This is a genomic window from Pseudoflavonifractor sp. An187 (assembly GCF_002160275.1).
Taxonomy (GTDB): domain Bacteria; phylum Bacillota; class Clostridia; order Oscillospirales; family Oscillospiraceae; genus Enterenecus; species Enterenecus faecium.
Genome location: NZ_NFKG01000014.1, coordinates 26,262 through 52,600, shown reverse-complemented (window position 1 = coordinate 52,600; position 26,339 = coordinate 26,262). Strand labels below are relative to the sequence as shown.

Annotated in this window: 25 protein-coding genes; 15 read left to right on the top strand and 10 right to left on the bottom strand. The window is 60.3% G+C overall.

Annotated features, from left to right (window positions below):
* On the top strand, positions 1-528 hold a 528-nt coding region (locus B5F22_RS12300; protein ID WP_204210553.1), incomplete at its 5' end, for a hypothetical protein.
* A 471-nt stretch (positions 529-999) separates the two neighbouring features.
* On the opposite strand, the gene B5F22_RS07640 is transcribed toward B5F22_RS12300, so the two are convergent.
* On the bottom strand, positions 1,000-1,407 hold the full coding sequence (locus tag B5F22_RS07640) for a hypothetical protein (protein WP_087233495.1): 408 nt from the start codon (positions 1,405-1,407) through the stop codon (positions 1,000-1,002).
* Between the two features lie 123 nt (positions 1,408-1,530).
* Between B5F22_RS07640 and B5F22_RS07635 the strand changes: the two genes are divergently transcribed.
* Positions 1,531-2,148, top strand: coding sequence for a single-stranded DNA-binding protein (locus B5F22_RS07635; protein ID WP_087369447.1), 618 nt, complete (start codon positions 1,531-1,533; stop codon positions 2,146-2,148).
* On the opposite strand, the gene B5F22_RS07630 is transcribed toward B5F22_RS07635, so the two are convergent.
* Complete coding sequence (locus tag B5F22_RS07630) at positions 2,127-2,711, bottom strand: uracil-DNA glycosylase (protein ID WP_087392110.1); 585 nt, start codon at positions 2,709-2,711, stop codon at positions 2,127-2,129. The genes B5F22_RS07635 and B5F22_RS07630 overlap by 22 nt on opposite strands.
* A 173-nt stretch (positions 2,712-2,884) precedes the next feature.
* On the opposite strand from B5F22_RS07630, the gene gatC reads away from it, so the two are divergent.
* Genes gatC through B5F22_RS07610 form a run of 4 tightly spaced genes read left to right on the top strand, consistent with a single transcriptional unit; the run spans position 2,885 to position 6,691 of the window.
* Positions 2,885-3,175 carry an Asp-tRNA(Asn)/Glu-tRNA(Gln) amidotransferase subunit GatC gene (gatC, locus tag B5F22_RS07625; protein WP_087392109.1) on the top strand — a complete coding sequence of 97 codons (291 nt, stop codon included), beginning with the start codon at positions 2,885-2,887 and terminating at the stop codon, positions 3,173-3,175.
* Entirely contained in the window at positions 3,172-4,638 is a 1,467-nt protein-coding gene (gene gatA, locus B5F22_RS07620) for an Asp-tRNA(Asn)/Glu-tRNA(Gln) amidotransferase subunit GatA (protein ID WP_087392108.1), read from the top strand. Before gatC ends, gatA begins: the two co-directional genes overlap by 4 nt.
* The gene (gene gatB, locus B5F22_RS07615) at positions 4,635-6,056 is read left to right on the top strand and encodes an Asp-tRNA(Asn)/Glu-tRNA(Gln) amidotransferase subunit GatB (protein WP_087392107.1); all 1,422 of its coding nucleotides are present in this window, start codon (positions 4,635-4,637) and stop codon (positions 6,054-6,056) included. Before gatA ends, gatB begins: the two co-directional genes overlap by 4 nt.
* Before the next feature lie 17 nt (positions 6,057-6,073).
* The gene (locus tag B5F22_RS07610) at positions 6,074-6,691 is read left to right on the top strand and encodes a thiamine diphosphokinase (RefSeq protein WP_158096651.1); all 618 of its coding nucleotides are present in this window, start codon (positions 6,074-6,076) and stop codon (positions 6,689-6,691) included.
* A 61-nt stretch (positions 6,692-6,752) separates the two neighbouring features.
* Here the strand turns inward: B5F22_RS07610 and B5F22_RS07605 are convergent, their stop codons facing one another.
* The 6 genes from B5F22_RS07605 to B5F22_RS07580 form a co-directional block, all read right to left on the bottom strand.
* Positions 6,753-7,043 (bottom strand): hypothetical protein, encoded by a 291-nt coding sequence (locus tag B5F22_RS07605; protein ID WP_087392105.1) that lies wholly within the window; start codon positions 7,041-7,043, stop codon positions 6,753-6,755.
* 264 nt (positions 7,044-7,307) lie between these two features.
* On the bottom strand, positions 7,308-7,706 hold the full coding sequence (locus B5F22_RS07600; RefSeq protein WP_087392104.1) for an Rrf2 family transcriptional regulator: 399 nt from the start codon (positions 7,704-7,706) through the stop codon (positions 7,308-7,310).
* 6 nt (positions 7,707-7,712) lie between these two features.
* Entirely contained in the window at positions 7,713-8,147 is a 435-nt protein-coding gene (gene nifU, locus B5F22_RS07595; protein WP_087392103.1) for a Fe-S cluster assembly scaffold protein NifU, read from the bottom strand.
* A gap of 10 nt (positions 8,148-8,157) precedes the next feature.
* Positions 8,158-9,348 carry a cysteine desulfurase NifS gene (nifS, locus tag B5F22_RS07590; RefSeq protein ID WP_087392102.1) on the bottom strand — a complete coding sequence of 397 codons (1,191 nt, stop codon included), beginning with the start codon at positions 9,346-9,348 and terminating at the stop codon, positions 8,158-8,160.
* Between the two features lie 23 nt (positions 9,349-9,371).
* Positions 9,372-10,304, bottom strand: a complete 933-nt coding sequence (gene cysK, locus B5F22_RS07585) for a cysteine synthase A (RefSeq protein ID WP_087392101.1) — start codon at positions 10,302-10,304, stop codon at positions 9,372-9,374.
* Between the two features lie 140 nt (positions 10,305-10,444).
* Entirely contained in the window at positions 10,445-11,407 is a 963-nt protein-coding gene (locus tag B5F22_RS07580; RefSeq protein WP_158096650.1) for an alpha/beta hydrolase, read from the bottom strand.
* 233 nt (positions 11,408-11,640) lie between these two features.
* On the opposite strand from B5F22_RS07580, the gene B5F22_RS07575 reads away from it, so the two are divergent.
* From B5F22_RS07575 to clpB, 3 genes are all read left to right on the top strand, one after another.
* On the top strand, positions 11,641-12,078 hold the full coding sequence (locus tag B5F22_RS07575; protein ID WP_087233459.1) for an Rrf2 family transcriptional regulator: 438 nt from the start codon (positions 11,641-11,643) through the stop codon (positions 12,076-12,078).
* Complete coding sequence (locus B5F22_RS07570; protein ID WP_087392099.1) at positions 12,075-13,637, top strand: glycosyltransferase family 39 protein; 1,563 nt, start codon at positions 12,075-12,077, stop codon at positions 13,635-13,637. The genes B5F22_RS07575 and B5F22_RS07570 overlap by 4 nt, the downstream gene beginning before the upstream one ends.
* A 150-nt stretch (positions 13,638-13,787) precedes the next feature.
* The gene (gene clpB, locus B5F22_RS07565; RefSeq protein ID WP_087392098.1) at positions 13,788-16,382 is read left to right on the top strand and encodes an ATP-dependent chaperone ClpB; all 2,595 of its coding nucleotides are present in this window, start codon (positions 13,788-13,790) and stop codon (positions 16,380-16,382) included.
* 55 nt (positions 16,383-16,437) lie between these two features.
* On the opposite strand, the gene B5F22_RS12295 is transcribed toward clpB, so the two are convergent.
* Both B5F22_RS12295 and B5F22_RS07560 read right to left on the bottom strand, forming a co-directional pair.
* A complete protein-coding gene (locus B5F22_RS12295; protein WP_158096649.1) occupies positions 16,438-16,578 on the bottom strand; it encodes a hypothetical protein in 141 nt (46 codons plus the stop codon).
* 47 nt (positions 16,579-16,625) lie between these two features.
* On the bottom strand, positions 16,626-18,200 hold the full coding sequence (locus B5F22_RS07560) for an amidohydrolase (protein ID WP_087392097.1): 1,575 nt from the start codon (positions 18,198-18,200) through the stop codon (positions 16,626-16,628).
* A gap of 304 nt (positions 18,201-18,504) precedes the next feature.
* Between B5F22_RS07560 and B5F22_RS07555 the strand changes: the two genes are divergently transcribed.
* The 6 genes from B5F22_RS07555 (at position 18,505) to B5F22_RS07530 (ending at position 26,328) form a co-directional block, all read left to right on the top strand.
* Positions 18,505-19,521, top strand: coding sequence for a hypothetical protein (locus B5F22_RS07555; RefSeq protein ID WP_087392096.1), 1,017 nt, complete (start codon positions 18,505-18,507; stop codon positions 19,519-19,521).
* Positions 19,522-19,586: 65 nt separating this feature from the next.
* On the top strand, positions 19,587-20,174 hold the full coding sequence (locus tag B5F22_RS07550; protein WP_087392095.1) for a GrpB family protein: 588 nt from the start codon (positions 19,587-19,589) through the stop codon (positions 20,172-20,174).
* 260 nt (positions 20,175-20,434) lie between these two features.
* Positions 20,435-23,089 carry an alanine--tRNA ligase gene (gene alaS, locus B5F22_RS07545; RefSeq protein WP_087392094.1) on the top strand — a complete coding sequence of 885 codons (2,655 nt, stop codon included), beginning with the start codon at positions 20,435-20,437 and terminating at the stop codon, positions 23,087-23,089.
* A gap of 257 nt (positions 23,090-23,346) precedes the next feature.
* Positions 23,347-23,685: a histidine triad nucleotide-binding protein gene (locus B5F22_RS07540; protein ID WP_087392093.1), complete on the top strand. Its 339-nt coding sequence runs from the start codon at positions 23,347-23,349 to the stop codon at positions 23,683-23,685.
* A 370-nt stretch (positions 23,686-24,055) separates the two neighbouring features.
* Entirely contained in the window at positions 24,056-25,144 is a 1,089-nt protein-coding gene (gene serC / locus B5F22_RS07535) for a 3-phosphoserine/phosphohydroxythreonine transaminase (protein ID WP_087392092.1), read from the top strand.
* A gap of 17 nt (positions 25,145-25,161) precedes the next feature.
* The gene (locus B5F22_RS07530) at positions 25,162-26,328 is read left to right on the top strand and encodes a phosphoglycerate dehydrogenase (RefSeq protein WP_087392091.1); all 1,167 of its coding nucleotides are present in this window, start codon (positions 25,162-25,164) and stop codon (positions 26,326-26,328) included.
* Positions 26,329-26,339: the final 11 nt, after the last annotated feature.

Below are 26,339 nucleotides of genomic sequence, written 5' to 3'. Positions count from 1 at the left end.
GAAATTGCTCTCCGCTATGCCTGGGGGCTATTCAACCTGTCCTGTGATCAAGATGTAGCGGAAGCGGAAGTCAGCGTAGAGCGGTTAAGGGAACTACAGGAACGGTATTCTGGGAATGAAGAGATTGCCGTTACATATGCCAAAGGTTTGGTGAACCTGTCCTGTGATCAAGATGTAGCGGAAGCGGAAGTCACGGTAGAGCGGTTAGCGGAGTTGTATGAGCAGTATTCAGGGAACCAGGAGATAGCCCTTGAGTATGCTAAGGGGCTGGTGAACCTTTCTGATAGACAGGCGGTTGGGGAAGTCCTAGAAACGATACGACATTTAGAAAAGTTATACCGTATGTACTCTGACAACGAGGAGATGACGGTTGCGTACGCCAAGGGGCTGTATAACCTGGCTGTAAAACAAACTGCTCAGGAGGCGCAGATTACGATAGCTAAAATAGAAAGCTTGTGTCAGAGATATCCTAAAAATGACACGATGAAAAAAATTATGAAAGCATTGGCAAAACTGCAAAATAAATAATATGTCAGATGCAAATTGCAACGTATACACAAAATAAGAGTGCGGGAGGAAGTTCGACTTTCTCCCGCACTCTTGCTATTTATTCACTCGTTTAAGTAATATTGAATCTCCCCCGCCTGGGCTTGAATCAGCTCCTCCATGGCCTGGTCCACTGCCTCCGTCAGCTCCTTGGGGGGATTGACCGTGGTGTAGTCCAGGCCGTGCTCCTGGCAGGATTACTCCCATTCGCTGGTTGGCCGGGCGTAGGGGAGGGGCTTGCCCCTCCCGAATTTTCTAGGGCAACATCGAGGCCCCCACGGGCCGGGCAAGCCACGGCCCCTACCCCAGCGCACCAAGGAGTGTAGCAGCGGCCCCCGGCGGCGGGAACGCCGCACCCCCTGGAGTGGGCCCAGAGGGGGAGCCCAGGAGGGGGTAGCCTTCCTCCAGAAGCTAAAAAACTTCCACAGCCCATCCCTGGACTGTGGAAGTTTTTCAATGTTCAATGGTGATGTTTTCGGTGCCGTGGGCCTCAAATTCGTCGATATAGGCGTCCATGCGCTCCATGAGCTCCTGCTGGTTGCTCTCGTCGATGGGCACATAGTTCATATCCCGCCGGGCCAGGTCCTCGGCCAGAATGTCGAAGAACACGTTGTTCTCATATTCCATGATGGCCTCGTGAATCCCGCCCTCGGCAAAGGCCCTGGAGGGTACGATCTCGCCGTGGTACACCTCCGCCAAGGGCTCCATGCCCTCTCGGGCGGCCTGGGCAAAGAGCAGGCTTTCCACCTGGTCGTAGTCCTCAAAACGGTCGTCGCCCCGGGTGGAGTTGAGCACCCAGTTGCCGATATACACCATGTCCAGCAAGCGTCGGAACTGCTTGCGTGTCAGTTGTACCTCCATATGCAGCCCTCCTTTATAGGGGTATGCCATATATTATACTGACGTGTCTGGGAATGTCAACGGTCATACTCTGGCCCTCGGACGCATACACTCCAACAGATTTTACCCATGGAGTGTGATGTCATGAGCCAAGTAAAAGGAGAAAATCAGGGGATGCTGCGGGGAGAAGTTCTGGCCGTTCCCAAGCTGTCCCACCACAACCACGGGGTGGACTACTACCTGGTGCCCTTCCGGGTGCCCCGCCTGTCGGGAGCCGAGGACGTGGTGAATCTGGTGGTGTCCCAGCCCCAGGAGGAGCTGTGGCAGCCGGGGAACTGGCTGGAGGTGGGGGGCGAGGTGCGCTCCTACAACAACCGCTCGGGGCAGGGCAGCCGCCTGGTCATCACCATGCTGGTGCGGGAGGTGCTCCAGGCCCACTGCCGGGAGGGGGAGAACCACCTGCTGCTGGCGGGCGCCCTGTGCAAGCCTCCGGTGGCCCGCCGTACCCCCTTGGGCCGGGAGATCTGCGACCTGCTGCTGGCGGTGAACCGCCCCTATGGTCGGGCGGACTACTTACCCTGCATCGCCTGGGGGTCGGTGGCAAACCGCTGCGCCCAGATGGAGGTGGGGGACCGGCTGCGCCTGGAGGGACGGCTCCAGAGCCGTCAATACCACAAGATGGTGGAGGGGGAGCGCCAGACCCGCACCGCCTATGAGATCTCCATTATGAATCTGCTGCCTCAGAGCGAGGAGGAGTCGTAGACCTGGGGGCACAGCTGCCGGGCCTTGGAGCGGATGGCCCGCAGGTCCCCGAAGGTGTCCGGCTTCTTTAAGGGGTCCCGGAGCAGAGCGGCGGGGTGGTAGATGGCGGTCATAGCCACCCCGGCCTTCTCCACCCACTGGCCGTGCTGCTGGGTGATCTTGTAGCCGGGGTCAATGAGCCGCTGGGCGGCGATGCGGCCCAGACAGACGATGATCTTGGGGCGCAGCAGGGCCACCTGGTTGCGCAGATAGCCGATGCAGGCGTCCTGCTCGGTGTGCAGCGGGTCCCGGTTGTGGGGCGGGCGGCACTTGACGATGTTGGCGATGTACACGTTTTTCTCCCGGCTCAGGCCGATGAGGGAGAGCATGTCGTCCAGCAGCTGACCCGCCGGGCCCACAAAGGGGATGCCCTGCAAGTCCTCCTGTTCCCCCGGGCCCTCGCCCACCAGCATAATGGGGGCGTTTTGGGGTCCCACCCCAAACACCACATGGTGGCGGGTCTCCGCCAGGGGACACTGGCGGCAGGCTTGACAGGTCTCGTTGAGCTGCTCCCAAGATAGCATACAGTCGGCTCCTCTCCGGTGATCTTCTTTCCTCTAGTGTACCATAAACTCACGCCCCTGACTAGAGTGTGGCCGCGCATTGACAAAGCCCACAGGTCGGGTGTAAAATATCCCAAACAAGCCCCAGCTGTGGTTGTTTCACGGCTTGGGGCGTCTTTTTTGGAGGGACACCCATGGAAGAGACAAGCAAGCAGGTGCGCAAGCTCTCCCACCTGGCCCGGCTCTCCCTTACCCCGGAGGAGGAGGGGGAGCTGGCCGGACGGCTGGAGCAGATGGTGGGCTATCTACAGGCCCTTTCCCAGGTGGAGGAGGGGGCGGAACCGGACACCCCGTGTGTGGTCACCTTCCGCCCGGATGGGGTGGCGCCCTCCCTGGACCGGGACAAGCTGCTCTCCCAGGCTCCCCTCCTGCGGGACGGGTATGTGGTGACCCCCAGAAGCGTGGGAGAGGGGGGCGAAGCATGAACCTCACCCACCTCACCGCTCTGGAGCTGGGCCGGGCCATCGCTTCGGGGGACGTGACCATCCCCCAGGCCACACAGGCGGCTCTGGAGGAGATTACCCGGAGGGACCAGCGACTGAACAGCTGCATCACGGTTTTGGAAGAGCAGGCCATGGAGCGGGCGGAAGTGCTTCAAAAGGGCCTGAAACCGGGGCTTTCCCCCCTGTACGGGGTGCCCCTTCTTCTGAAAGACAACCTGTGCACCCAGGGGATAAAAACCACCTGCGGCTCTCGTTTGTTGGAGGGCTATGTACCCCCCTACAATGCCACGGTGGTGGAGAAGGTACAAAGGGCCGGGGGTGTGTGCCTGGGCAAGGGGAACCTGGACGAGTTCGCCATGGGTTCCACCACCGAGACCTCCTACTTCGGCCCCACCCGCAACCCCTGGGATGAAAACCGGGTGCCCGGCGGGTCCTCGGGGGGCTGCGCCGCCGGAGTGGCGGCGGGCTTTGCCTGGTACGCCCTGGGGAGCGACACCGGGGGCTCCATCCGCCAGCCCGCCGGGTACTGTGGCCTCACCGGGCTAAAACCCACCTACGGCACGGTGTCCCGGTATGGTCTGGTGGCCTACGCTTCCTCTCTGGACCAGGTGGGCCCCCTGTGCCGGGACGCCGCCGACTGCGCCGCTGTGCTGGACCTCATCCAGGGGAAGGACCGCCGGGACAGCACCACCGTGGACGGCAACTACGGGGGGCGGCTGGCCTCCCTCAACGGGGATATTCGGGGTCTGCGGGTGGGCCTGCCTGTGGAGTGCTTCGGGGAGGGGCTGGACCCTCAGGTGGCCCAGCGGGTGAGAGAAGTGGCCCAGGTACTCCAGCACCGGGGGGCTGTCCTCACAGAGGTGTCCATTCCGGAGCTGAAACAGGTCATTGGCGCCTATTACGTGCTGGCCTCGGCGGAGGCCTCCTCCAATTTGGCACGATATGACGGGGTGAAGTACGGATTCCGGGCCAAGGAATACGGGAACCTTACCCAGATGTATGAGAACACCCGCAGCCAGGGCTTTGGAAAAGAGGCCAAGCTGCGCATGTTGCTGGGCACCTTTGTCCTCAGCGCCGGGTACTACGAGGCCTACTATAAAAAGGCGTTGGCGGTGAAGTATCAGGTGTCCCAGGGCCTGGAGCGGGCCTTTGCCGCCTGTGACGTGCTCCTCACCCCGGTCACCCCCAACACCGCACCCAAGCTGGGGGAGAGTCTGGCCGACCCCATGAAGATGTACCTGTCCGACCTGTACACCGTCCCCGCCAATCTGGCAGGGCTGCCCGCCCTGTCTATGCCCTGCGGGGTGGACGGGCAGGGGCTGCCCGTGGGAGCCCAGCTCATGGGCCCCCGGTTTGGGGAACAGGTGCTGCTGAGCGTGGCTCACGCCTATCAGCAGGAGACGGACCATCATAAAAGCGTACCGAGAGGGGGCGAAGGGCGATGAATTGGGAGATTGTCATGGGGCTGGAGACCCATGTGGAGCTGTCCACCGAGAGTAAGATTTTCTGCGGCTGTTCCACCGCCTTTGGCGCTGCCCCCAACCGCCAGTGTTGCCCCGTGTGTATGGGCCTGCCCGGGGCGCTGCCGGTGCTCAACGAGAAGGTGGTGGAGTACGGGGTGAAGGTGGGGCTGGCCCTGGGCTGCGCTATCACTCCAGTGAGCCGCTTTGACCGAAAAAACTACTTTTACCCGGATTTGCCCAAGGGGTACCAGATCAGCCAGCTGTATGCCCCCCTGTGCACTTGTGGACGGGTGGAGGTGGCGGGGACTACCATCGGCATCCACGAAATCCACATGGAGGAGGACGCTGGGAAGCTGTACCACGACCCTGAGACCGGGGAGACTCTGTGCGACTTCAACCGCTGCGGGGTGCCCCTGCTGGAGATCGTCACCGAGCCGGACTTTCGCACCCCGGACCAGGTGGTGGCCTATCTGGAGCTGCTGCGGGAGCGGCTGCAATACCTGGGGGTGTCCGACGGCAAGATGGAGGAGGGCTCCCTGCGGTGCGATGTAAACCTGTCCGTGCGCCCGGTGGGGCGGGACACCCTGGGCACCCGCACCGAGATGAAGAACCTGGGCTCCTTTAAGGCCATTGCCCGGGCCATTCAATATGAGAGCCAGCGGCAGATTGCCCTTCTGGAGCGGGGAGAGCGGGTGGTGCAGGAGACCCGCCGCTTTGACGAGGAGCGGGGGGAGACCTTCTCCATGCGCTCCAAGGAGGAGGCCCGGGACTATCGCTACTTTCCCGAGCCGGACCTGCCCCCGGTGGTGCTGTCCCAGGAGTACATCCAGGACATCCGAGACCACCTGCCCGAGCTGGGGGAGGAGAAGCGGAGACGCTACGCCCAGGAGTACCAGCTGCCGGATTACGATTGCCAGATGGTCACCAGCCACCCGGCCCTCGCCCAGTTCTTTGAAGAACTGGTGGAGTTGGGCACGCCCCCCAAACAGGGGGCCAACTGGATCATGGGGGAGGTGCTGGGGGCGCTGTCCGCCCGGAGCCTCAGCCCGGAGGGGCTGACCATCACCCCCAAGACCCTGGCCCGGCTCATTCAGTTGGTGGGGGAGGGAAAACTGAACCGGAACACGGCGGTGAAGGTGTTTGAAGCGGTGTTTGACACCGACGGAGATGTGGACGAATACGTGTCTGCCCACGGCCTGGAGCAGGTGCAGGATGTGGAACTGGTGGAGAACACCGTGGTCCAGGTGCTGGAGGAGAACCCCCAGTCGGTGGCAGACTGGCGGGGCGGAAAAGAAAAGGCCTTCGGCTTTTTGGTGGGCCAGACCATGCGGAAATTGCAGGGAAAGGCAGACCCCCAGACGGTGCGGCGGGTACTGCTGGAACAGCTGGGTCAAGAATGAGAAACGAGGAGAGAACCATGTCCATTTGTTATATTTTTGCCTCAGGAGAGTACGGAACTCAGTGGCCGGACATCCAGCCGGGGGATTTGTGCATTGCCGCTGACGGAGGCTTTAGCCAGATGCAGGCCCATGGGGTGGACCCGGACTTGGTGGTGGGGGACTTTGATTCCCTGGGCTACGTGCCGCCCCACCCCCATATTGTCCGCCATCCGGCGGAGAAGGACGACACGGACACGGCTTTGGCCCTCAGTGAAGGGTGGAGCCGGGGATACCGCAACTTCCACATTTACGGCTCCTTAGGTGGAAGGTTGGATCACACCCTGGCCAACGTGCAGCTGCTGTGCGGCCTTGTGGAGCAGGGGGGACGGGGAAAGCTGGTGGGCCCCGGCATGACGGTGACGGCGGTGCACAACGGCACCCTGGAACTGGAGGGGGAGACGGGGCGCACCCTGTCCATCTTCTGCCTGGGCGAACCCGCCCATGGGGTGACGCTGGAGGGGTTGAAGTACCCCTTGCACGGGGCCACCATGACCGTCCAGGTGCCCCTGGGGGTGAGCAACGAATTTTTGGGCGGACCCGCCCGGATTACGGTGGAGCGGGGAACGCTGGTGGTGATGATAGAGAACCAGGTATAAAAAGACAGCGGCGCAGACAAGTCTGCGCCGCTGAAGTGGTGTAAAGGTGGTTGCGAATAAATCATCCCTTCATGATATCGTAAAACACGAGGATGAGAACGAGGATGGATAAAGCATGTATCCACTTAGGGTAAGGGCGGTTTTCCGCTTCTGGAATATTGCGGCGCATCCAATGCTCGCCAACGCTTTCCAGAGTGGCCAAGACGATAAAGAGGGCCATAGCAATGAGAGTGGATGGAACATCATAAGATAGAAAAAAGGTGTCGATCAGAAGGAAAATACAAACTGCAATCCGGAAAACGACACGACCAATATCCCAGATTCGTATGAGACGGGCCTGTTTTTCGTTCATTTTAATTCCACCTTATACAGATAGTCGGTTTCTAGCAAGGAAAACAACCATGCCTATGGGAATGCCCTCTGGTATCCATCGCCAATGGAACCACCCCATTCCTCAAAATAAAACGGCTTGTGAAATCTGAATGTACAACATTACAAATCCAGAATAACATGGAAGAGGAGAACCGTCCATTGACATTCTGTTGAAAAACAAATACGGTAAAATATGAAAACTGCCCCCAGTCATGCTGAAATGCCATGACTGGGGGTAATTGAGTTACATCAAATCCGCCAGGGTGACGCTGTCCAGGTACTCGTTGACCCGACGCCCCAGCTCGCACCAGAGGGAGCGGGTGGGACAGGTGTCCCGCTGCTGGCAGGGGGCCGCCCCCGCCTCCAGGCAGGCCACCGGGGCCAAGTCCCCCTCGGTGAGCCGCAGAATATCTCCCACCCGGTATTCATCAGGGGCCCGGGTGAGCTGATAGCCGCCCCCCTTGCCGTGGGTGCCCACAATATAACCATTTTTGGACAGCACCGGGAGGATTTTCTCCAGGTACTTGAGGGAAATCTGCTGCCGCTGCGCCACATCCTTCATGGGAATGGGGCCCTGGCTCTGGTGCTGGGCCAAGTCCACCATCACCCGCAGGGCGTAGCGGCCTCGGGTGGATACCAACATGGGGCCTTAGTGGGCGTGGCAGTGGCCGCAGCTCTCGCAACAGGGGAACTGGCTGTGGTCGTACTCGATGCCGTTCTTGTCGTAGTAGTCCTTCAGGGCCAGCTTGATGGCCTCCTCGGCCAGCACGGAGCAGTGCACCTTCTGGGCGGGCAGTCCGTCCAGGGCCTCCACCACCGCCTGGTTGGTGAGGGTGAGGGCCTCGGACACGGGCTTGCCCTTGATGAGTTCGGTGGCCATGGAGGAGGAGGCAATGGCGCTGCCGCAGCCGAAGGTCTCAAACTTCACGTCCACAATGATGTCATTCTCAATTTTCAGGTAGATGCGCATGATGTCGCCACACTTGGCGTTGCCCACCTCGCCCACGCCGCTGGGATTCTCCATAGAGCCCACATTGCGGGGGTTGCGGAAGTGGTCCATTACCTTTTCACTGTATAAAGCCATAGTAAATACCTCACTGGATGATAAATTCTTGAATGCCTGCTTCCAGGTTGCGCCACACCGGGGAGATGGAGCGCAGGTAGGCCACCACGTCGGTGACGGCCTCCACCATATAGTCCACCTCTTCCTCGGTGGTGTCCGGGGAGAGGGAGAGCCGCAGAGAGCCGTGGGCGATCTCATGGGGCCGCCCAATGGCCAGCAGCACGTGGCTGGGGTCCAGGGAGCCGGAGGTGCAGGCGGACCCGGAGGAGGCGTACACCCCCTTGTCGTCCAGAAGCAGCAGGAGAGACTCGCCCTCGATGCCCTCAAAGCAGAAGTTCACGGTGCCGGGGAGGCGGTGCTCCCGGTGGCCGTTGAGCACGGAGTGGGGGATCTTGGACAGCCCTGCAATCAGCCGCTCCCGCAGGGCGCAGAGCTGTGCGGTGTCCTCTTCCAGGTGGTCGCAGGCCTCGTCCAGAGCGGCGGCCATACCCACAATGGCGGGGATGTTCTCGGTGCCGCCCCGGCGGCCCCGCTCCTGGGCGCCGCCGTGGATGAGGGGGAAGATGGGCACACCACGGCGGGCGTACAGCACCCCGATGCCCTTGGGGCCGTGGAACTTGTGAGCGGACAGGGACAGCAGGTCAATGTTCTGCTCGGCCACGTTCACCGGCAGATGGCCCACCGCCTGGACGGCGTCGGTGTGGAAGAGCACCCTGTGGCGGCGGCACACCTCCCCAATTTCGGCGATGGGCTGCACCGTGCCAATCTCGTTGTTGGCGTACATGATGGTCACCAGACAGGTCTCCGGGGTCATGGCCTCCTCCACCTGCTGGGCGGACACCATGCCGTCTTCGTGGACGTCCAGGAGGGTGACGGTAAAGCCCTCCTTCTCCAGGGCCTCCAGGGTGTGGAGCACGGCGTGGTGCTCAAAGGCGGTGGAGATGATGTGGGTCTTGCCCTTCATTTTGCCAAAGGCAGCCACTGAGCGGATGGCCTGGTTGTCCGCCTCGCTGCCCCCGGAGGTGAAGATCACCTCGGTGGGCTGGCAGCCCAGGCGGGCGGCAATGCGAGCCCGGGCGTCGGTGAGGGCCTCCTGGGCCCGCTGGCCCACCGAGTGGAGGCTGGAGGGATTGCCGTACTCCTCTTGCATATAGGGAAGCATGGCCTTCAGCGCCGTGTCACTCAGGCGAGTGGTGGCGGCGTTATCAGCGTAAATTTGCATGGTAGGATTCCTTTCCTATCTCTTTATTCGGTAAACATGGGGGTGGACAGGTACCGGTCCCCGGTGTCAGGCAGGAGCACCACAATGGTCTTGCCCTCGTTTTCCGGGCGCTTGGCCACCTGGATGGCGGCGTGGAGCGCGGCGCCGGAGGAGATGCCCACCAGCACGCCCTCGCTGCGGCCCATGAGTCGCCCGCCGGCGTAGGCCTCCTCACTGGTGACAGGGAACACCTCGTCATAAACCTGAGTGTTGAGCACTTCGGGCACAAAGCCTGCCCCGATGCCCTGGAGCTTGTGGGGACCAGGGTTGCCGCCGGAGAGGACGGGGGAGTCGGAGGGCTCCACTGCCACCACCTGCACCTTGGGGTTGCGGGACTTCAAATATTCGCCCACCCCGGTGATGGTGCCGCCAGTGCCCACACCAGCCACGAAAATGTCCACGTTTCCGTCGGTGTCGTCATAGATCTCCGGCCCGGTGGTCTCCCGGTGGGCCTTGGGGTTGGAGGGGTTGACAAACTGGCCGGGAATGAAGCTGTTGGGAATCTCAGCGGCCAGCTCATCGGCCTTGGCAATGGCTCCGGCCATGCCCTTGGCCCCGGGGGTGAGCACCAGCTCGGCCCCGTAGGCGGTCATGAGCAGGCGGCGCTCCATGGACATGGAGTCGGGCATCACCACGATCATGCGGTAGCCCCGGGCGGCGGCCACGGCGGCCAGTCCAATGCCGGTATTGCCAGAAGTGGGCTCGATGATCACCGAGTCGGGCTTCAAAGCCCCGCTGGCCTCGGCGTCCTCAATCATGGTCAGGGCCACCCGGTCCTTCACCGACCCGGCGGGGTTGAACAGCTCCAGTTTGGCCAGAATCTTGGCCTTTAAGCCCAGTTTCTCCTCAATGTGGGTCAACTCCAACAGCGGGGTGTGTCCAATGAGCTGATGGGCGGATGTATAGATATGTGCCATAACGGATTCCTCCTGATGCATCGAATTAAAACCTACTGAATTGGTTGGTTATATGATACGCCTTTTTACCTACCTTGTCAATCGGTAATTGAGAAAAAGAAAAAACTTCCCCGACCCACAGGAGTGGGCCGGGGAAGGAATCAATCTTCGGTGGGAAAATAATCTTGCAGGAAGGTGTCCACCGCCGTCCAGTACAGCCGGGGGTTGGTGCCCACGGCGTTGGCGTGTCCGGCATCGGGCATCCACAAAAAGCTCTTGGGGCACTTGGCGGCCTGGTACAGCTTTCCCATCATGGAGGAGGGGACAAAGTCGTCCTCCACGCCGTGGATGAACAGGGTGGGGGTTTTGGACTGGGCCACCGCCTGGATGGGAGCGGCGTCCCGCAGGTCATATCCAGCCCGGCGCAGGGCGGTTTTCCGCAGTATGGAGAAGAGGGCGGAGGTGGGCATAGGCACCGGGGCGTGGATGTATTCCTCCCGGAAGTTCTGGAGGACGTGGTGCATCTGGGCCTCAATGGTGGTATAGGCGCAGTCGGACACCGCCGCCTTCACCTGTTCCGGCAAGGCCCCGCCGGTGGCCAGAAGGACGGTGGCGGCCCCCATGGATACACCGTGGAGGAGAATCTCTGCGTCAGGGTCCCGGCGGAGGATGTAGTTGATCCAGCCCACCAGGTCCAGCCGCTCGTCGTAGCCCCAACCCACGTAGTCGCCTTCGCTCTCGCCGTGGCCCCGCTGGTCGGGCATCAGGACGTTCCAGCCCTCCTGGTGGTAGTGTAGGCCGATGGCACCCATGGCCTCGTGGGTGTCGTGGTAGCCGTGGACGCAGATGGCCCAGCGGTGGGTCTGGGTGTCAGCGGGCACCACAGCGGCCCAGAGGATGAGCCCGTCAATGGCCTGGATGGTGGCCGAGCGGAAGCCCTCGGCTTTTCTGGCCCAGGCCCGGCCCTCACGCTGGGGCTCGTTGGGGTCCTGGTAGTCCGGCTCCCGGGTCTGAGGGGTCATGGCTTTGGCATAGAGGCGGTTGCCCACGGCAGCCATGCCTCCGGCGGCTCCGGCCCCAGCTGCGGCGAGGCCCAACAGGTAAAAAGCGGGTTTTTTCTTCATGGCGCACCCTCCTGGCATCGTTTTCTCCATGATACTCCAATGGAAAGCCAATCGTCAAGAGAAGTTTGCCCCTTTTCAGGTGGGGGCATACCGATTCTCACCGCCCTTCCAAAGACGCTCCGCTGGGGGAAAACTTCCTTTTATAAGAATAGATGGAACACACCCCCGGTAGCACTCTTGAAATCCTACCAAACATATGGTATTATAGGACAAAGGACTATGGGGGTATGGATATGAAGATTTCCACAAAAGGGCGGTACGCCCTGCGGCTGATGGTGGACCTGGCTGCCCACGGCGGGGAGGACAACCCGGTTTCCCTGCGGGACGTGGCGGGGCGGCAAAACCTCAGCGATAAATACCTGGAGCAGATCGTCACACCTCTGTCCCGGGCTGGGCTGGTGCGCTCGGTGCGGGGTGCCGGAGGGGGCTATCTTCTCACCCGTCACCCGGAGGAGTACACTGTGGGCGACATTCTCCGGCCTCTGGAGGGGGATTTGGCCCCCGTGGAGTGCGCCACCGATGACGGCTTCTGTGACCGCTGCGGGGACTGTGTGACCATCGAGCTGTGGCAGGAGATTCACCGGGCGGTGTCCGCCGTGGTGGACGGTACCACCCTGGGCGACCTGGTGGTGCGCTACCACGCCAAGCACTGCGGAAGCTGCAACCAATGAGCATACGACTGGAAAAAGGGGCACAGCGGACTTGGCTGCTGCCCCTGTTTCTCATTTTGATTGGGGTGGCGGTGCGGCTGTGGCAGCTGGGGGCGGTGCCCTGCGGGCTCAACCAGGACGAGGCCTACGCCGGATATGAGGCCTACTCCATGCTCACCTACGGGGTGGACTCCTGGGGGTACACCAATCCCTGCTACTTCATCTCCTGGGGCAGCGGCATGAATGTGCTGGAAAGCTATCTGGCCATGCCCTTTGTGGCCCTGTTGGGCCTCACGGAGTTGGCCATCCGCCTGCCCCAGGCCATTCTGGCCTGTGTGAGCCTCCCAGTGGTGTATCTGCTGCTCACCCGGCTCTTCTCCCGGCGGGTGGGCCTCATCGGGCTGTTTCTCACCGCCATCTGCCCCTGGCATATCATGCTCAGCCGCTGGGGACTGGAGTCCAATCTGGCCCCGGGCCTGCTGCTGTTGGGGCTGTACTTCCTGGTGCGGGGGCTGGATTCCCCGCCGTGGCTGCTGCTGGCTGCCTTGTTCTATGGCCTGTCCCTGTACGCCTATGCCACCCTCTGGGTGGTGCTGCCCCTGACCCTGGCGGCGTTTCTCCTCTACCTGCTCTACACGAAGAGATTAACATTTACCCCCTATCTGGCGGGGGCGGTGGGCCTGCTGTTTGTGATGGCCCTGCCTCTCCTCCTCTTTGTGCTGGTGAATTTGGGGGTGCTGGAGGAGATTCGCACCCCGTTTTTGTCCGTGCCCCGGCTGGTGTCCATGCGGGCCTCCGAGGTGGACTGGCGCAACCTCTTCTCCCTGGAGGCCTACCAGACCCTGGGGGAGATGGTGTTCGGGGAGGGGGACGGACTGATTTGGAACAGCCTGCCCCAATATGGCATGTTCTATCGGTTCAGTTGGCCCTTTATGATCCTGGGCGGCGTGCGCATGGCCATTCGGGCGGTACGGGGCGCCAAGGAGCGCCGTTTTACCGGAGAGGGCCTGCTGCTGTTAGGGCTGTTGTGTGCCGCCTTGGTGAGCCTGTCTCTGGACTATCGGAACATCAACAAAGCCAATTCCCTCCACCTCTACCTGCTGGTCCTGCTGGCCTTTGGGGTGGACTGGGTGTTTGATTTCAGTAAGGCCCACCCGGTGTTGCCCTGGGGAGTGGTGGCGGTGTATGCCGTGGCCTTCGGGCTGTTTGTGAACACCTATTTCACCACCTATAACGACGACATCGACGTCCAGTTCCGCTACGGGGTGGGGGATGCGGTGGCGTATGTGAAGGAGCAGGGGTTTGAGTCGGTGGCGGTGGACTCCACGGTGGTCTACTCCCACATCCTCTTTTATGACCAGACCCCACAGCCGGAGTTTGCCCAGACCGTGGAGTATGCAAACTACCCCTCCCCCTATCTCAGTGTCTCCTCCTTTGGCCGCTACACCTTCGGGGTGGATGGGAACGATTTGGACCCAAATACCGCCTATATTGTCCATGTCAGCAGCTATGATGCCTTCCGAAACGCGGGATACACCGTGGTGGAGTTTGGCCTGTATGGGGTGGCCTATCTGGAATAGAAAGAAAATTAGCACTCTCGAAAAGAGAGTGCTAATTGTTTACACTCTGTTCATGATTTTTCCTAGCGAAGAGGTATACTAAGGTCAAACAACAGATTGGGGCGGGAGTCGAGGGGCTCCCAAGCACCCCATGCAAAGGAGTGTAGCCTTATGAATATGAATCAGTTTACCCAGAAGTCCCTGGAGGCGGTGCAGGCCGCCCAGACCCTGGCCACGGAATATGGAAATCAACAGATTGAGCAGGTGCATCTGCTCTGCGCCCTGGTGGAGCAGGAGGGAGGCTTTGTGCCTCAGCTGCTGACCCACATGGGGGTGACGGTGGAGTCTCTGGACGCCGCCCTGCGCCACGAGGTGGAGAAGCTGCCCAAGGTGTCCGGCTCTGGCCGGAGAGCCGACCAGGTGTATATCTCTTCCGGTGTGGATCAGGCCATGAACGCCGCTCTGGAAGTGGCCACCAGCATGAAGGACGAGTATGTGTCGGTGGAGCACCTGCTGCTGGCCCTGATGGACAAGGCCGACAGCACCATCAAGCCCACCCTCACCACCTACCGCCTGGAGCGGGAAAAGGTGATGCAGGCCCTGGCCGCCCTGCGGGGCAACCAGCGGGTCACCAGCGACAACCCCGAGGAGACCTACGAGGCTCTAAAAAAGTACGGCACCGACCTGGTGGAGCGGGCCCGGCAGAACAAGCTGGACCCTGTCATCGGCCGTGACGACGAGATTCGAAATGTCATCCGCATTCTCTCCCGCAAGAGCAAGAACAACCCCGTGCTCATCGGCGAGCCTGGCGTGGGTAAGACCGCCATTGCCGAGGGCCTGGCCCAGCGTATCGTGAAAGGCGATGTGCCCGCAGGCCTGAAAGACAAGACCATTTTTGCCCTGGATATGGGCGCTCTGATTGCAGGCGCCAAGTACCGGGGCGAGTTTGAGGAGCGGTTAAAGGCCGTTTTGAACGAGGTGAAGAAGTCCGAGGGACGCATCATCCTGTTCATCGACGAGCTGCACACCATTGTGGGCGCCGGGAAAACCGAGGGCGCTATGGATGCCGGTAACCTGTTGAAGCCTCTGCTGGCCCGGGGCGAGCTGCACTGCATCGGCGCCACCACCCTCAACGAGTACCGCCAGTATATTGAGAAGGACGCCGCTCTGGAGCGCCGCTTCCAGCCTGTCATGGTCAACGAGCCCACGGTGGAGGACGCTGTGGCCATTCTCCGTGGCCTGAAGGAGCGCTATGAGGTGTTCCACGGCGTGAAGATCACCGACGGCGCCATCGTGGCCGCCGCCACCCTGTCCGACCGGTATATCACCGACCGATTCCTCCCCGATAAGGCCATCGACCTCATTGACGAGGCCTGCGCCCTCATCCGCACCGAGATGGACTCCATGCCCACCGAGCTGGACGTGATCTCCCGCAAGATCATCCAGCATGAGATTGAGGAGGCCGCCCTGAAGAAGGAGGAGGACGAGTTGTCCAAGGCCCGTCTGGCGGACATCCAGAAGGAACTGGCCGAGATGCGGGACGAGTTCAACGCCGGCAAGGCCAAGTGGGAGAACGAGAAGAACGCCATTGGCAAGGTGCAGAAGCTGCGGGAGGACCTGGAGCAGGCCAACGCCCAGTTGGAGAAGGCCCAGCGGGAGTACGACCTGGAGAAGGCCGCCCAGCTGCAATATGGCACCATCCCCGCCCTGCAAAAGCAGTTGCAGGAGGAAGAGGCCATTGCCGCCAACCAAAAGGAGAATCAGCTGCTCCGGGATAAGGTCACCGAAGAGGAGATCGCCCGCATTGTGGAGCGCTGGACCGGCATCCCCGTGGCCAAGCTCATGGAGGGCGAGCGGGAGAAGCTGCTGCACCTGGAGGACATCCTCCACCAGCGTGTGGTGGGCCAGGACGAGGCCGTGCGGCTGGTTTCTGAGGCCATCCTCCGCTCCCGTGCCGGCATCGCCGACCCCAACAAGCCCATCGGCTCCTTCCTGTTCCTGGGCCCCACGGGCGTGGGTAAAACCGAGCTGGCCAAGACCCTCAGCGAGGCCCTCTTTGACAGCGAGAAGAACCTGGTGCGCATTGACATGAGCGAGTACATGGAGAAGTTCTCCGTGTCCCGCCTCATCGGAGCCCCTCCCGGATATGTGGGCTACGAGGAGGGCGGCCAGCTCACCGAGGCGGTGCGCCGTCATCCCTATTCCGTCATTCTGTTCGACGAGGTGGAGAAGGCCCACCCCGACGTGTTCAACGTGCTGCTCCAGGTGCTGGACGACGGCCGCATCACCGACAGCCAGGGCCGCACCGTGGACTTCAAGAACACCGTCATCATTTTGACCTCTAACCTGGGCAGTCAGTTCCTGCTGGACGGCATCCAGCCCGACGGGGAGATCAGCGAGGAGGCCCGGAATCAGGTGCAGGAGCTGCTGCGCCGCTCCTTCCGGCCTGAGTTCCTCAACCGTCTGGACGAGATTGTGTTCTACAAGCCCTTGACGAAGGACAACATCTTCCACATTATCGACTTGCAGCTGGACTCCCTCAACCGCCGTCTGGAGGACAAGCGGCTGCGTGTGGTCCTCACCGACGCCGCCAAGGACCTGGTGCTGGAGTCCGCCTACGATCCCATGTATGGCGCTCGGCCTCTGCGCCGCTACTTGCAGCACACCGTGGAGAACCTGGTGGGCCGCAAGATCATCGCCGGAGAGGTGACCCCCGACAGCACCATCACCGTGGACCGCCAGGGAGACGAACTGGTTATCCAATAAACAGCATACGAAAGAGCCCGGAAGGGAGCGGTTTCGCTCCCTTCCGGGCTCTTTGTTATTCGTGGTTTCCATTTCCGTGTCCGTGTCCGTTGCCGTTGCCGCAGCCGCTGCCCGTCTCGTCCACCGGGGGCGGGGTGATGTCGGGATGTTCCGCCTGGAGGCTGGCCAACAGGTCCCGCAGCTCCCGCATGGTCATCTCATACGATTCACGAAGGGAAATCCATTCACTACAGGAAAAATTTTTTAACCCTGGTACAGCACTTCTCCCTGCTTCCAGGTGGACACCACAGAGACCTCCCGCAGAGCCTCGGGCCGTACCTCCAGGGGATTGGCGGACAGCCGCACCAGGTTGGCCTGCTTGCCCACCGCCAGAGAGCCTTTTTCCTTCTCTTCGCCGTATTGCCAAGCGGCGTGAACGGTCACTGCCTTCAACGCCTCATACACGGGGATGCGCTGCTCGGGGCCCAACTGCACTCCGTTTTTGGTCACCCGGTTGACGGCACACCAGATAGTCTCCAACATGTCGCAGGGGATGACGGGGGTGTCCTGGTGGAAGGTGAAGGGCATCCCCAAATCCACGGCGGTCTTGGCCGGGGAGATGGCGGCGGCCCGGCGGGCCCCCAGGTTTTGCAGGTGGATGTCCCCCCAGTGGTACACGTGGGCCACAAAGAAGGAGGGGGTGAACCCCAACGCCTTGGCCTGGGGCAGCTGGTCCACCCCAAGGAGCTGGGCGTGGATAATCACCGGGCGTACATCCCGGAGGTTGGGGTGGCTCTGCATGACTTTGGCCCCCATGTCCAGATACTGCTGGGCGGCGGCGTCGCCGTTGCAGTGGGCCAGAATCTGCACCCCTTCCTGAGCCGCCAAGGTGAGGGCCTGCTCCACCTGCTCGTCCGTCATGGTGGGGTAGCCCCGGTACTCGCTCTCCCCCTGGTAGGGAGTGCGCAGCCAGGCGGTGCGCCCCTGGGGGGAGCCGTCCAAAAAGATTTTCACGCCACCCAGCCGCAGCCCGTGGTGGTAGCCCTTCCCACTGTCCGGGAAAGCCACCCGGGCGGCGTGGAGGTCGGCCACGCCGGGATAGCCCACCACGTCCAGGGTCAGGGCGTTTTGGGCCAACAGCCCCTGATAGAGGGGGAAGAGTTCGGCGGCCATCATGCCCTCCTGGGCGGTGGTGATGCCGTGGGCGGCGTAGGTGTGCTGGGCCCGGGCGAAGGCGTCTTTCAGCTGGTCAAACCCGGGCATGGGGGCCTTACGGAGGTTGCTGACAAAGGCGTTTTCCTCGGCGTACCCGGTGAGTTCCCCACCGTTTCGGCCAAAGGTGCCCCCCTCCGGGTCGGGGGTGCTCCCCGTGAGGAACAGCTGGTGGAGGGCGGCGGAGTTGAACACCCCCATATGTCCCGAGGCGTGCTGGATGACCACCGGGTTATTGGGGGCGGCCTTGTCCAGCAGTTCTTTGGTGGGGTGGGCGTGCTCGGTGAGGTGGTTGTGGTCGTAGCCCTGGCCGAACACCCACTGCCCGGCGGGGATGTGGTTGTCCCGGATGAATCCGGCCACCGCCTCCTCCAGCTGGGCGAAGTCGCACACCTCACCCAGGGGGACTTGCAGCAGGCTGTTGGCGGCGGCGGACAGGTGGCTGTGGGGATCAATGAAAGCGGGCAGCAGGGCGTCCCCCTGCAAGTCCACTTTGGTGGCTCCGGTGGCATTGAGGGCATCGGTGCCCAGGGCCATAATACGCCCATTTTCCACTAACAGGGCATCGGTGGGCACCGGGGACTCCATGGTGAGAATGGGGCCGTTGACAAATAACGTGCGGTTCATGGCGGCAACCTCCTTTTTCTCTATTATGCCCCTTTTTGATGCGGGTATCAAGTAAAGCCTCCCTTGTGTAAAGGAAGGTGGCCCGGCGTAAGCCGGGTCGGAGGGATTGTCTAATAGCTGGCTGAAGTCAACCCCTCAGTCTGCCTGACGGCAGACAGCTCCCCTTACACAGGGGAGCCTTGAGTTCTTGCCCAGTTCCTGGGTGTTTGATATAATGAAACAAATTGACAACCTATGAATTTAGGATATTGCCCTTATCCTGTGGGGCAATCTAGACGCATAATTGATTAAGGAGAATATACGGATGATAAACATAATACTTAATCTTGGCCTAGCGATTGTTTTATTTGTCTTGAATGGAGTTCTGGGGCGCATACAGTACATACTTCGTGGAAATCTGTTCGAGTATGGAGAATTTTGTTTTAGTAATAGTCAAATTGAAAGCTTTTCTGGGAATTTCTTTTTGAAGATCATAAATCCGACGATATATATGTCGATATGTTGTGCGGTTTTTCAAAATATAGGAAAGCAGGCGTTTTGTCATTCTTCGTGGATGATTCCCCTTTTTTATTGGGGACTTCGAGTTGCTTTTATACTATTAAGGCAAAGCTATGATATTATAAACTGGAAAGTTGAACTTATTGCTTTTATAATTTCAATGGCTTTTGCAATGGGAGTGTTAATGTGGATTGTTTTCCCGTTATTAGATATGGGGGAAAGCATATTTATCCCACCAACGGCTTTGAGAGATGCTCTATGGTATGCAATTGTGGCTTATGTCGTATTGACTGTCTGGAAAGTTGGAAAGCTGTCACTTGTTAGTGATAGACTATTCCCACCAACAAAGATTGAACAAATCGTGTTGCGTAGATATAATCATCTTCAGAAACGGTTTGGTGATGTTGTTCAGCAAAATGTAGAGAAATATTATCCAAAAGGTACCGTTGGGAAAGAAGAGTTTGCTTGTTTAGTATATGCTACTATGATTTATGAGGATTATAATAGGCCTTTTGTGGCGAGGCGGATTGAAATTATAAAGAAAAAAGTATTGGAGTTATTTGGGAACTATAAAATGATGACTTTGGGAATTATGCAAGTACAAACTTGTTCAATAATCTCTGACAAAGTTAGCATTGAGTTTGCTGTTAGAAAATTATTAAGACCTTATCTGGACAATCTTGGAGCAGATGAAGTAGGGTGTGCAATAGACGATTATAACAATTCAACACAGTATAAATTAGAGGTAAGAGGAATTTATTATATATTGTATGAATTGGTATTGCGTGACGGCGTGATGGATGGGAATGAAGTAAATCTATAATATGACTAGCCTTTCTGATGAATTCATAGAGACATTTTTGTATACACGAATTTACGAGGTGCCCCATGGGAAAAACACTATCCGACATGACCCTGGAAGAGCTGTGGCAGCTGTTCCCCATTTTCCTTACCCCCCACCAGGAGGTGTGGAAGGACTGGTACCAGGAAGAAGCGGACATCTTAAAAACCATGCTTCCCCCCACCGCCCAGCTCCACCACATCGGCTCCACAGCCATCCCCGGCATCTGGGCCAAGCCCATCATTGACATTCTGGTGGAGGTTCCCGGAGAGGGGGACTTGGAGCGGGTGAGAGAGACCCTGGTGGGGAACGGCTACTTGTGCATGAGCCAGGGCCCCCGGAGGATTTCCCTGAACAAGGGCTATACCGAGGACGGCTTTGCCCAAAAGGTCTTTCACATCCATGTCCGCTGCCAAGGGGACCACGACGAGCTATATTTTCGGGACTATCTCACACAGCACCCCCAGGTGGCCCGTGAATATGAGACCTTGAAGCTGGGCCTGTGGAAGCGATTCGAGCAAAACCGGGACGGGTACACTCAGGCTAAGACGGACTTTGTGCAGCGATACACCCAGAAAGCCAAGGGTTTTCCTGCCCCTTGCCTTGACATCTGGCAAGAATGTGATAAAATGTAACAGCTAAAGACAATGGCGGAGCCAAAGAGCCACCAGCGGCCCAAAGCGAGGGGGGAGAGTGAGAGCCCCCGGCAAGTGCGGTTTCTCTGCGCCACTCCGTTTCGTCTCCTGCGAGGAGCAGGGCGGCCCATCCCCGTTATCGGATGACTGGAGATGTCCTTGCCGAGGATAAACAGGGTGGTACCGTGAAGCGTAGGCTTTGCCCCTGTGTTTGGCAAGGGCTTTTATTTTGTTAATTTTTAAAATGGAGGTATAGACCCATGAGCAACCCCAAGCCCTTCGGGGTCAACGAGCTGCGTGAGATGTTCCTGTCCTTCTTTGAGAGCAAAGGACACCTGCGTCTGCCCAGCTTTTCCCTGATTCCCCAGAACGACGCCTCTCTGCTGCTCATCAACAGCGGCATGGCGCCCATGAAGCCCTGGTTCACCGGCGAGCAGGAGCCCCCCCGCCGCCGTGTCACCACCTGCCAGAAGTGCATCCGCACCGGTGACATTGAGAACATCGGCAAGACCGCCCGCCACGGCACCTACTTTGAGATGCTGGGCAACTTCTCCTTCGGCGACTACTTCAAGCGGGAGGCCATTACCTGGTGCTGGGAGTTTCTGACCAGCCCCGAGTGGGTGGGCCTGGACCCCAACCGCCTGTACCCCTCCATCTACCAGGATGACGACGAGGCCTTTGAGATCTGGAACAAGGAGATCGGCATCCCCGCCGAGCGCATCTTCCGCTTTGGCAAGGCCGACAACTTCTGGGAGCACGGCTCCGGCCCCTGTGGCCCCTGCTCCGAGGTGTACTACGACCGTGGCGAGGAGTACGGCTGCGGCAAGCCTGGGTGCACCGTGGGCTGTGACTGCGACCGCTATATGGAGGTGTGGAACAACGTGTTCTCCCAGTTCAACAACGACGGCGAGGGCCACTACACCGAGCTCATCCAGAAGAACATCGACACCGGCATGGGCCTGGAGCGTCTGGCCTGCGTGTGCCAGAACGTCAACTCCCTGTTTGACACCGACACCGTAATGAACATCACCAACAAGGTCTCCGAGATCACCGGGGCCCACTACGGCCAGAGCGAGAGCCGTGACGTGTCCCTGCGTATCATCACCGACCACATCCGCTCCGCCACCATGATGATCTGCGACGGCGTGCTCCCCTCCAACGAGGGCCGTGGCTACGTGCTGCGCCGTCTGCTGCGCCGGGCTGCCCGCCACGGCAAGCTGTTGGGCGTCAACGACCCCTTCCTGTACCGGGTGTGTGACACCGTCATCGAGGTCAACGCCACCGCCTACCCCGACCTGGTGGAGAAGCAGAGCTATATCACCAAGGTCATCCGGGTGGAGGAGGAGAACTTCGCCAAGACCATCGACAGCGGCCTGAAGATTTTCTCCGACATGCTGGCCCAGCACAAGGCCAAGGGTGAGACCGTGTTCTCCGGCGAGGACGCCTTCAAGCTCTACGACACCTATGGATTCCCCATCGACCTGACCAGCGAGATGGCTCAGGACGAGGGCCTGACCGTGGACGAGGCCGGCTTCCGTGTCTTCATGGAGGAGCAGAAGGTCCGCGCCCGCAAGGCACGTGAGGCCCTGGGCGATCTGGGCTGGGCTGGTATCGAGTTCGGCAAGGAGCTGCCCGAGACTGAGTTCGTGGGCTACGACCACAACACCATCGACGACGCCAAGGTGCTGGCCATGGTGGTGGAGAACGTCCAGGCCGAGGAGATGATGAGCGGCGTGGAGGGCATCGTGGTGCTGGACCGCACCCCCTTCTATGCCGAGATGGGCGGCCAGGTGGGCGACCACGGCACCATCACCCTGGGCGAGGCCGTGTTCACCGTCCACGACGTGCAGAAGAACAAGGGCGGCAAGTATATGCACTACGGTAAGCTCACCGGGGGCGTGCTGAAAGTGGGCGACACTGTCACCGCCGCCATTGACGTGGAGCGCCGCCAGGCCATCCGCCGTGCCCACTCCGCCACCCACCTGCTGGACGCCGCTCTGAAAAAGGTGCTGGGCGACCACGTGCACCAGGCAGGCTCTCTGGTGGAGCCCGACCGTATCCGCTTCGACTTCACCCACTTCGAGGGCATCTCCGCCGAGGAGCTGGCTCAGGTGGACAAGCTGGTCAACGACGCCATCTTGAACGGCTACCCCGTCATCACCGAGGTGCTCCCCATGGAGGAGGCCAAGCAGAAGGGCGCTGTGGCCATGTTCGGCGAGAAGTACGGCGACGTGGTGCGCGTGGTGGAGATGGGCGACTTCTCCATGGAGTTCTGCGGCGGCACCCACCTGGACAACACCGCCAAGGTGGGCACCTTCCGCATCAAGTCCGAGGGCTCCGTGGCCAGCGGTGTGCGCCGCATTGAGGCCACCGTGGGCAAGCTGACCCTGGAGACCATGAACCACAACCAGCAGCTCATCTTCCAGGCTGCCCAGATTCTCAAGACCAACCCTGCCGACCTGGTTGCCAAGCTGGAGCAGCAGGTGGCCGACCTGAAGGCTGCCCGTCAGGCCATTGAGCAGTACAAGAGCAAGGAAGCCGCTGGCGAGGCCGACCGCATCCTCTTCGGCGCCCACGACGTGGGCCCCCTGAAGGTTATCACCGCCACCGTGCCCGACGCCGACGGCAACCGCCTGCGCCAGATGGGCGATGCCATCAAGGACAAGGCCGCCAACGTGGTGGCCGTGCTGGCAGCCGTCAACGGCGGCAAGATCACCTTTGTGGCCGCCTGCGGCAAGGAGGCCGTGGGCCTGGGCATCAAGGCCGGTGACATCATCAAGCAGGTGTCCGCCATCGCCGGCGGCTCCGGCGGCGGTAAGCCCGACTCCGCCATGGGCGGAGGCAAAGATCCTCTCATGGTGGATAATGCTCTGGCTATGGTGGACAACGTTGTCTCTATGAAATTGGGGCTGTAAGCCGCCGCCCAGCGAGCGCAAGCGAGCCACGCCCTCGGCGTGTCAATTGCGGCCCTATGGCCGCAATTGGCGCAGGGCGAATTCACTTCGCCCAAGCAAAATAAAATCAAGGGCCCCATTCCGGCCTGACGGAATGGGAACGGCGGCAAAGACCCCCTGATGGTGGACAACGCTCTGGCTATGGTGGATAACGTTGTCTCTATGAAATTGGGACTGTAAGCAATCCCGTAAAATGCAATCGAAAAGGAGTTGATACCATGTCTGATTGCCTCTTTTGTAAGATCGCAGCGGGGGAGATTCCCTCCAAGCGGGTGTATGAGGACGAGGTGTGCGTGGCCTTCTACGACATCGACCCCCAGACACCCACCCACTTTCTGGTGATTCCCCGCCAGCACATCGCCTCTGTGGCAGAGGTGGGCGAGGACAACGCTGCCCTGGCAGGCCACATGCTGGCCGTTATCGCCAAGGTGGCAAAGGACCTGGGCCTGGACAGCTACCGTGTGGTGTCCAACTGCGGCGAGCAGGCGGGCCAGAGCGTGCATCACCTGCACTTCCACGTCCTGGGTGGCCGGGATATGACCTGGCCGCCGGGCTGAGCCCATTTTGAAAGGCCCGGATGGGCCTTCCAAAATGAACGGGGATTTCAATTTATTTTCCCGCCTGCGGGCGGGAAAACTCTGCGAGGCTTTGGCAGAGCGTGAAAAAGCTGCTCCCAGTGAAACCTGGGGGCGGCTTTTTTGTGCAACCTCTCCGGCCTCCCGGCATACACTGGGATGCTGCCCACAAACCATGGGTGCTTTGTACAAAACAGACAGGGAGAGATCGTCAATTCGAGGGGAGTTTGCCAAAAAGATCACAGATATATTTTTGGCGTTGACAGATGTCCTTCCTGGAACTATAATGTCATATAACACACTAAAGCGATAACATGATAGTGTGAAAAATCTCGGAGAGGAGAAACTGCTCATGGGCAATCAACGTGTATACAACTTTTCCGCAGGCCCTTCCATGCTCCCGCTGGAAGTCCTCACCCGAGCCGGGTCAGAGATCACCAATTATCAGGGCTCCGGCATGTCAGTGATGGAGATGAGCCACCGATCTAAGGTTTTTGACAAGATTTTTCAGGACACCAAGGAGCGGTTCATTCGCCTGTTCCATGTGCCCGATAACTATAAGGTGCTGTTTTTGCAGGGAGGCGCCTCGGGCCAGTTCTCCATGGTGCCTCTGAACCTCATTGGAAAGACGGGAAAGGCAGACTATGCCGTCACCGGTAACTTCTCCAACATCGCCTATAAGGAGGCCAAAAAGTACGGCCAGATCAACCTGGCCGCCTCCAGCGAGGACCAAAACCACACCTATATCCCCACCCAGGACCAGCTGAAGCTGGACCCGGAGGCCAGCTACTTCCACTACTGCGCCAACAACACCATCTACGGCACCGAGTGGCAGTATGTGCCCGACACCGGGGATGTGCCCCTGGTGTGCGACATGTCTTCGGACTTCATGAGCCGGGTGGTGGACGTGTCCAAGTACGGTATTATCTACGGCGGCGCTCAGAAGAACCTGGCCCCGGCGGGCCTCACCATCGCCATTGTCCGGGAGGACCTGGCAGGCCACGAGCTGCCCTACACCCCCCTCATCATGAACTATAAGACCATGATCGACAAGGACTCCATGTACAACACACCCCCCTGCTGGTGCATCTACATGCTGGGGCTGGTGCTGGAGTGGCTGGAAGAGCGGGGCGGCGTGGAAGGCATGGAGAAGATCAAGCACGCCAAGGCCCAGCTGCTCTATGACGTGCTGGACGACTCCAAGCTGTTCACCTGCCCGGCCCAGAAGGGGAGCCGTTCCGACATGAACGTCACCTTCCGCACGGGCAACGCCGATCTGGACGCCAAGTTTGTCTCCGAAGCCACCGCGGCGGGCTTTGTCAACCTCAAGGGCCACCGCAACGTGGGAGGCATGCGGGCCTCCATCTACAACGCCATGCCCACCGAAGGGGTGGAGAAGCTGGCGGACTTCATCCGGGCCTTTGACCAGGTCAACGGCTGAGACAGGGGGAAACCATCATGTTTCGAATAAAAACTATGAATAAAATTGCCCAAGTTGGGCTCAACCAGTTTCCCGCCGACTACCAGGTGGGGGACAGCGTGGAGGGGGAGGAGGGCATTCTGGTCCGCTCCGCCAAACTCCACGACTACTCCTTCCCCGACACCCTGTGGGGCATCGCCCGGGCGGGGGCAGGCACCAACAACATCCCGGTGGCCGAGTGCGCCCAGAAGGGGATTGTGGTGTTCAACACCCCCGGGGCCAACGCCAACGGCGTGAAGGAGCTGGTGCTTGCCGCTCTGCTCATGGCCTCTCGGGACCTGGTGGGGGGCGTGGAATGGGTGAAGGCCCAGGCCGCCACCCCCGACACCGACGTGGCCGCTGCCGTGGAGAAGGGCAAGTCCGCCTTTGTGGGCCCCGAGCTGTACCGCAAGACCCTGGGTGTCATCGGCCTGGGTGCCATTGGCGCTCTGGTGGCAAATGCGGCCCTGTCCTTAGGGATGGAGGTGTACGGCTATGACCCCTTCCTGTCGGTGGACACCGCTCTGCGCTTGGACCGCCATGTGCATGTGGTCAAGGACGTGGCCGAGCTGTACCGGGTCAGCGACTATGTGACCATCCACGTGCCCTACACCCCCGACACCCGCCACACCATCAACGCCGACGCCATCGCCCAGATGAAGGACGGGGTGCGCATTGTCAATCTGGCCCGAGGCGAGCTGGTGGATGACGAGGCCATGATGGCCGCTTTGGAGCGCGGCAAGGTGGCCCGCTACGTCACCGACTTCCCCAACAATACCATTACCCTGGCCCCCAACGTGGTGCCCATTCCCCACCTGGGCGCCTCCACTCCCGAGAGCGAGGACAACTGCGCCATCATGGCCGCCCAGCAGCTGCGGGACTTCCTGGAAAACGGCAACATCAAAAACTCCGTGAACTTCCCCAACGTGGAGATGGAGCGGTCCGGGGTGCAGCGTCTGTGCATCATCCACCGCAACATCCCTGCCATGCTGGCCAACATCACCGCCCAGCTCTCCGGCGACGGGGTGAACGTGGAGAACATGACCAACAAGTCCCGGGGGGACTTCGCCTACACCCTGGTGGATGTGGGGTCTGCCGTAGAAGAGAGCGTCATTGACGACATCCGTGCCATTGACGGCATCATCCGGGTGAGAGTCATCTCTTGACAAGCGCCCAA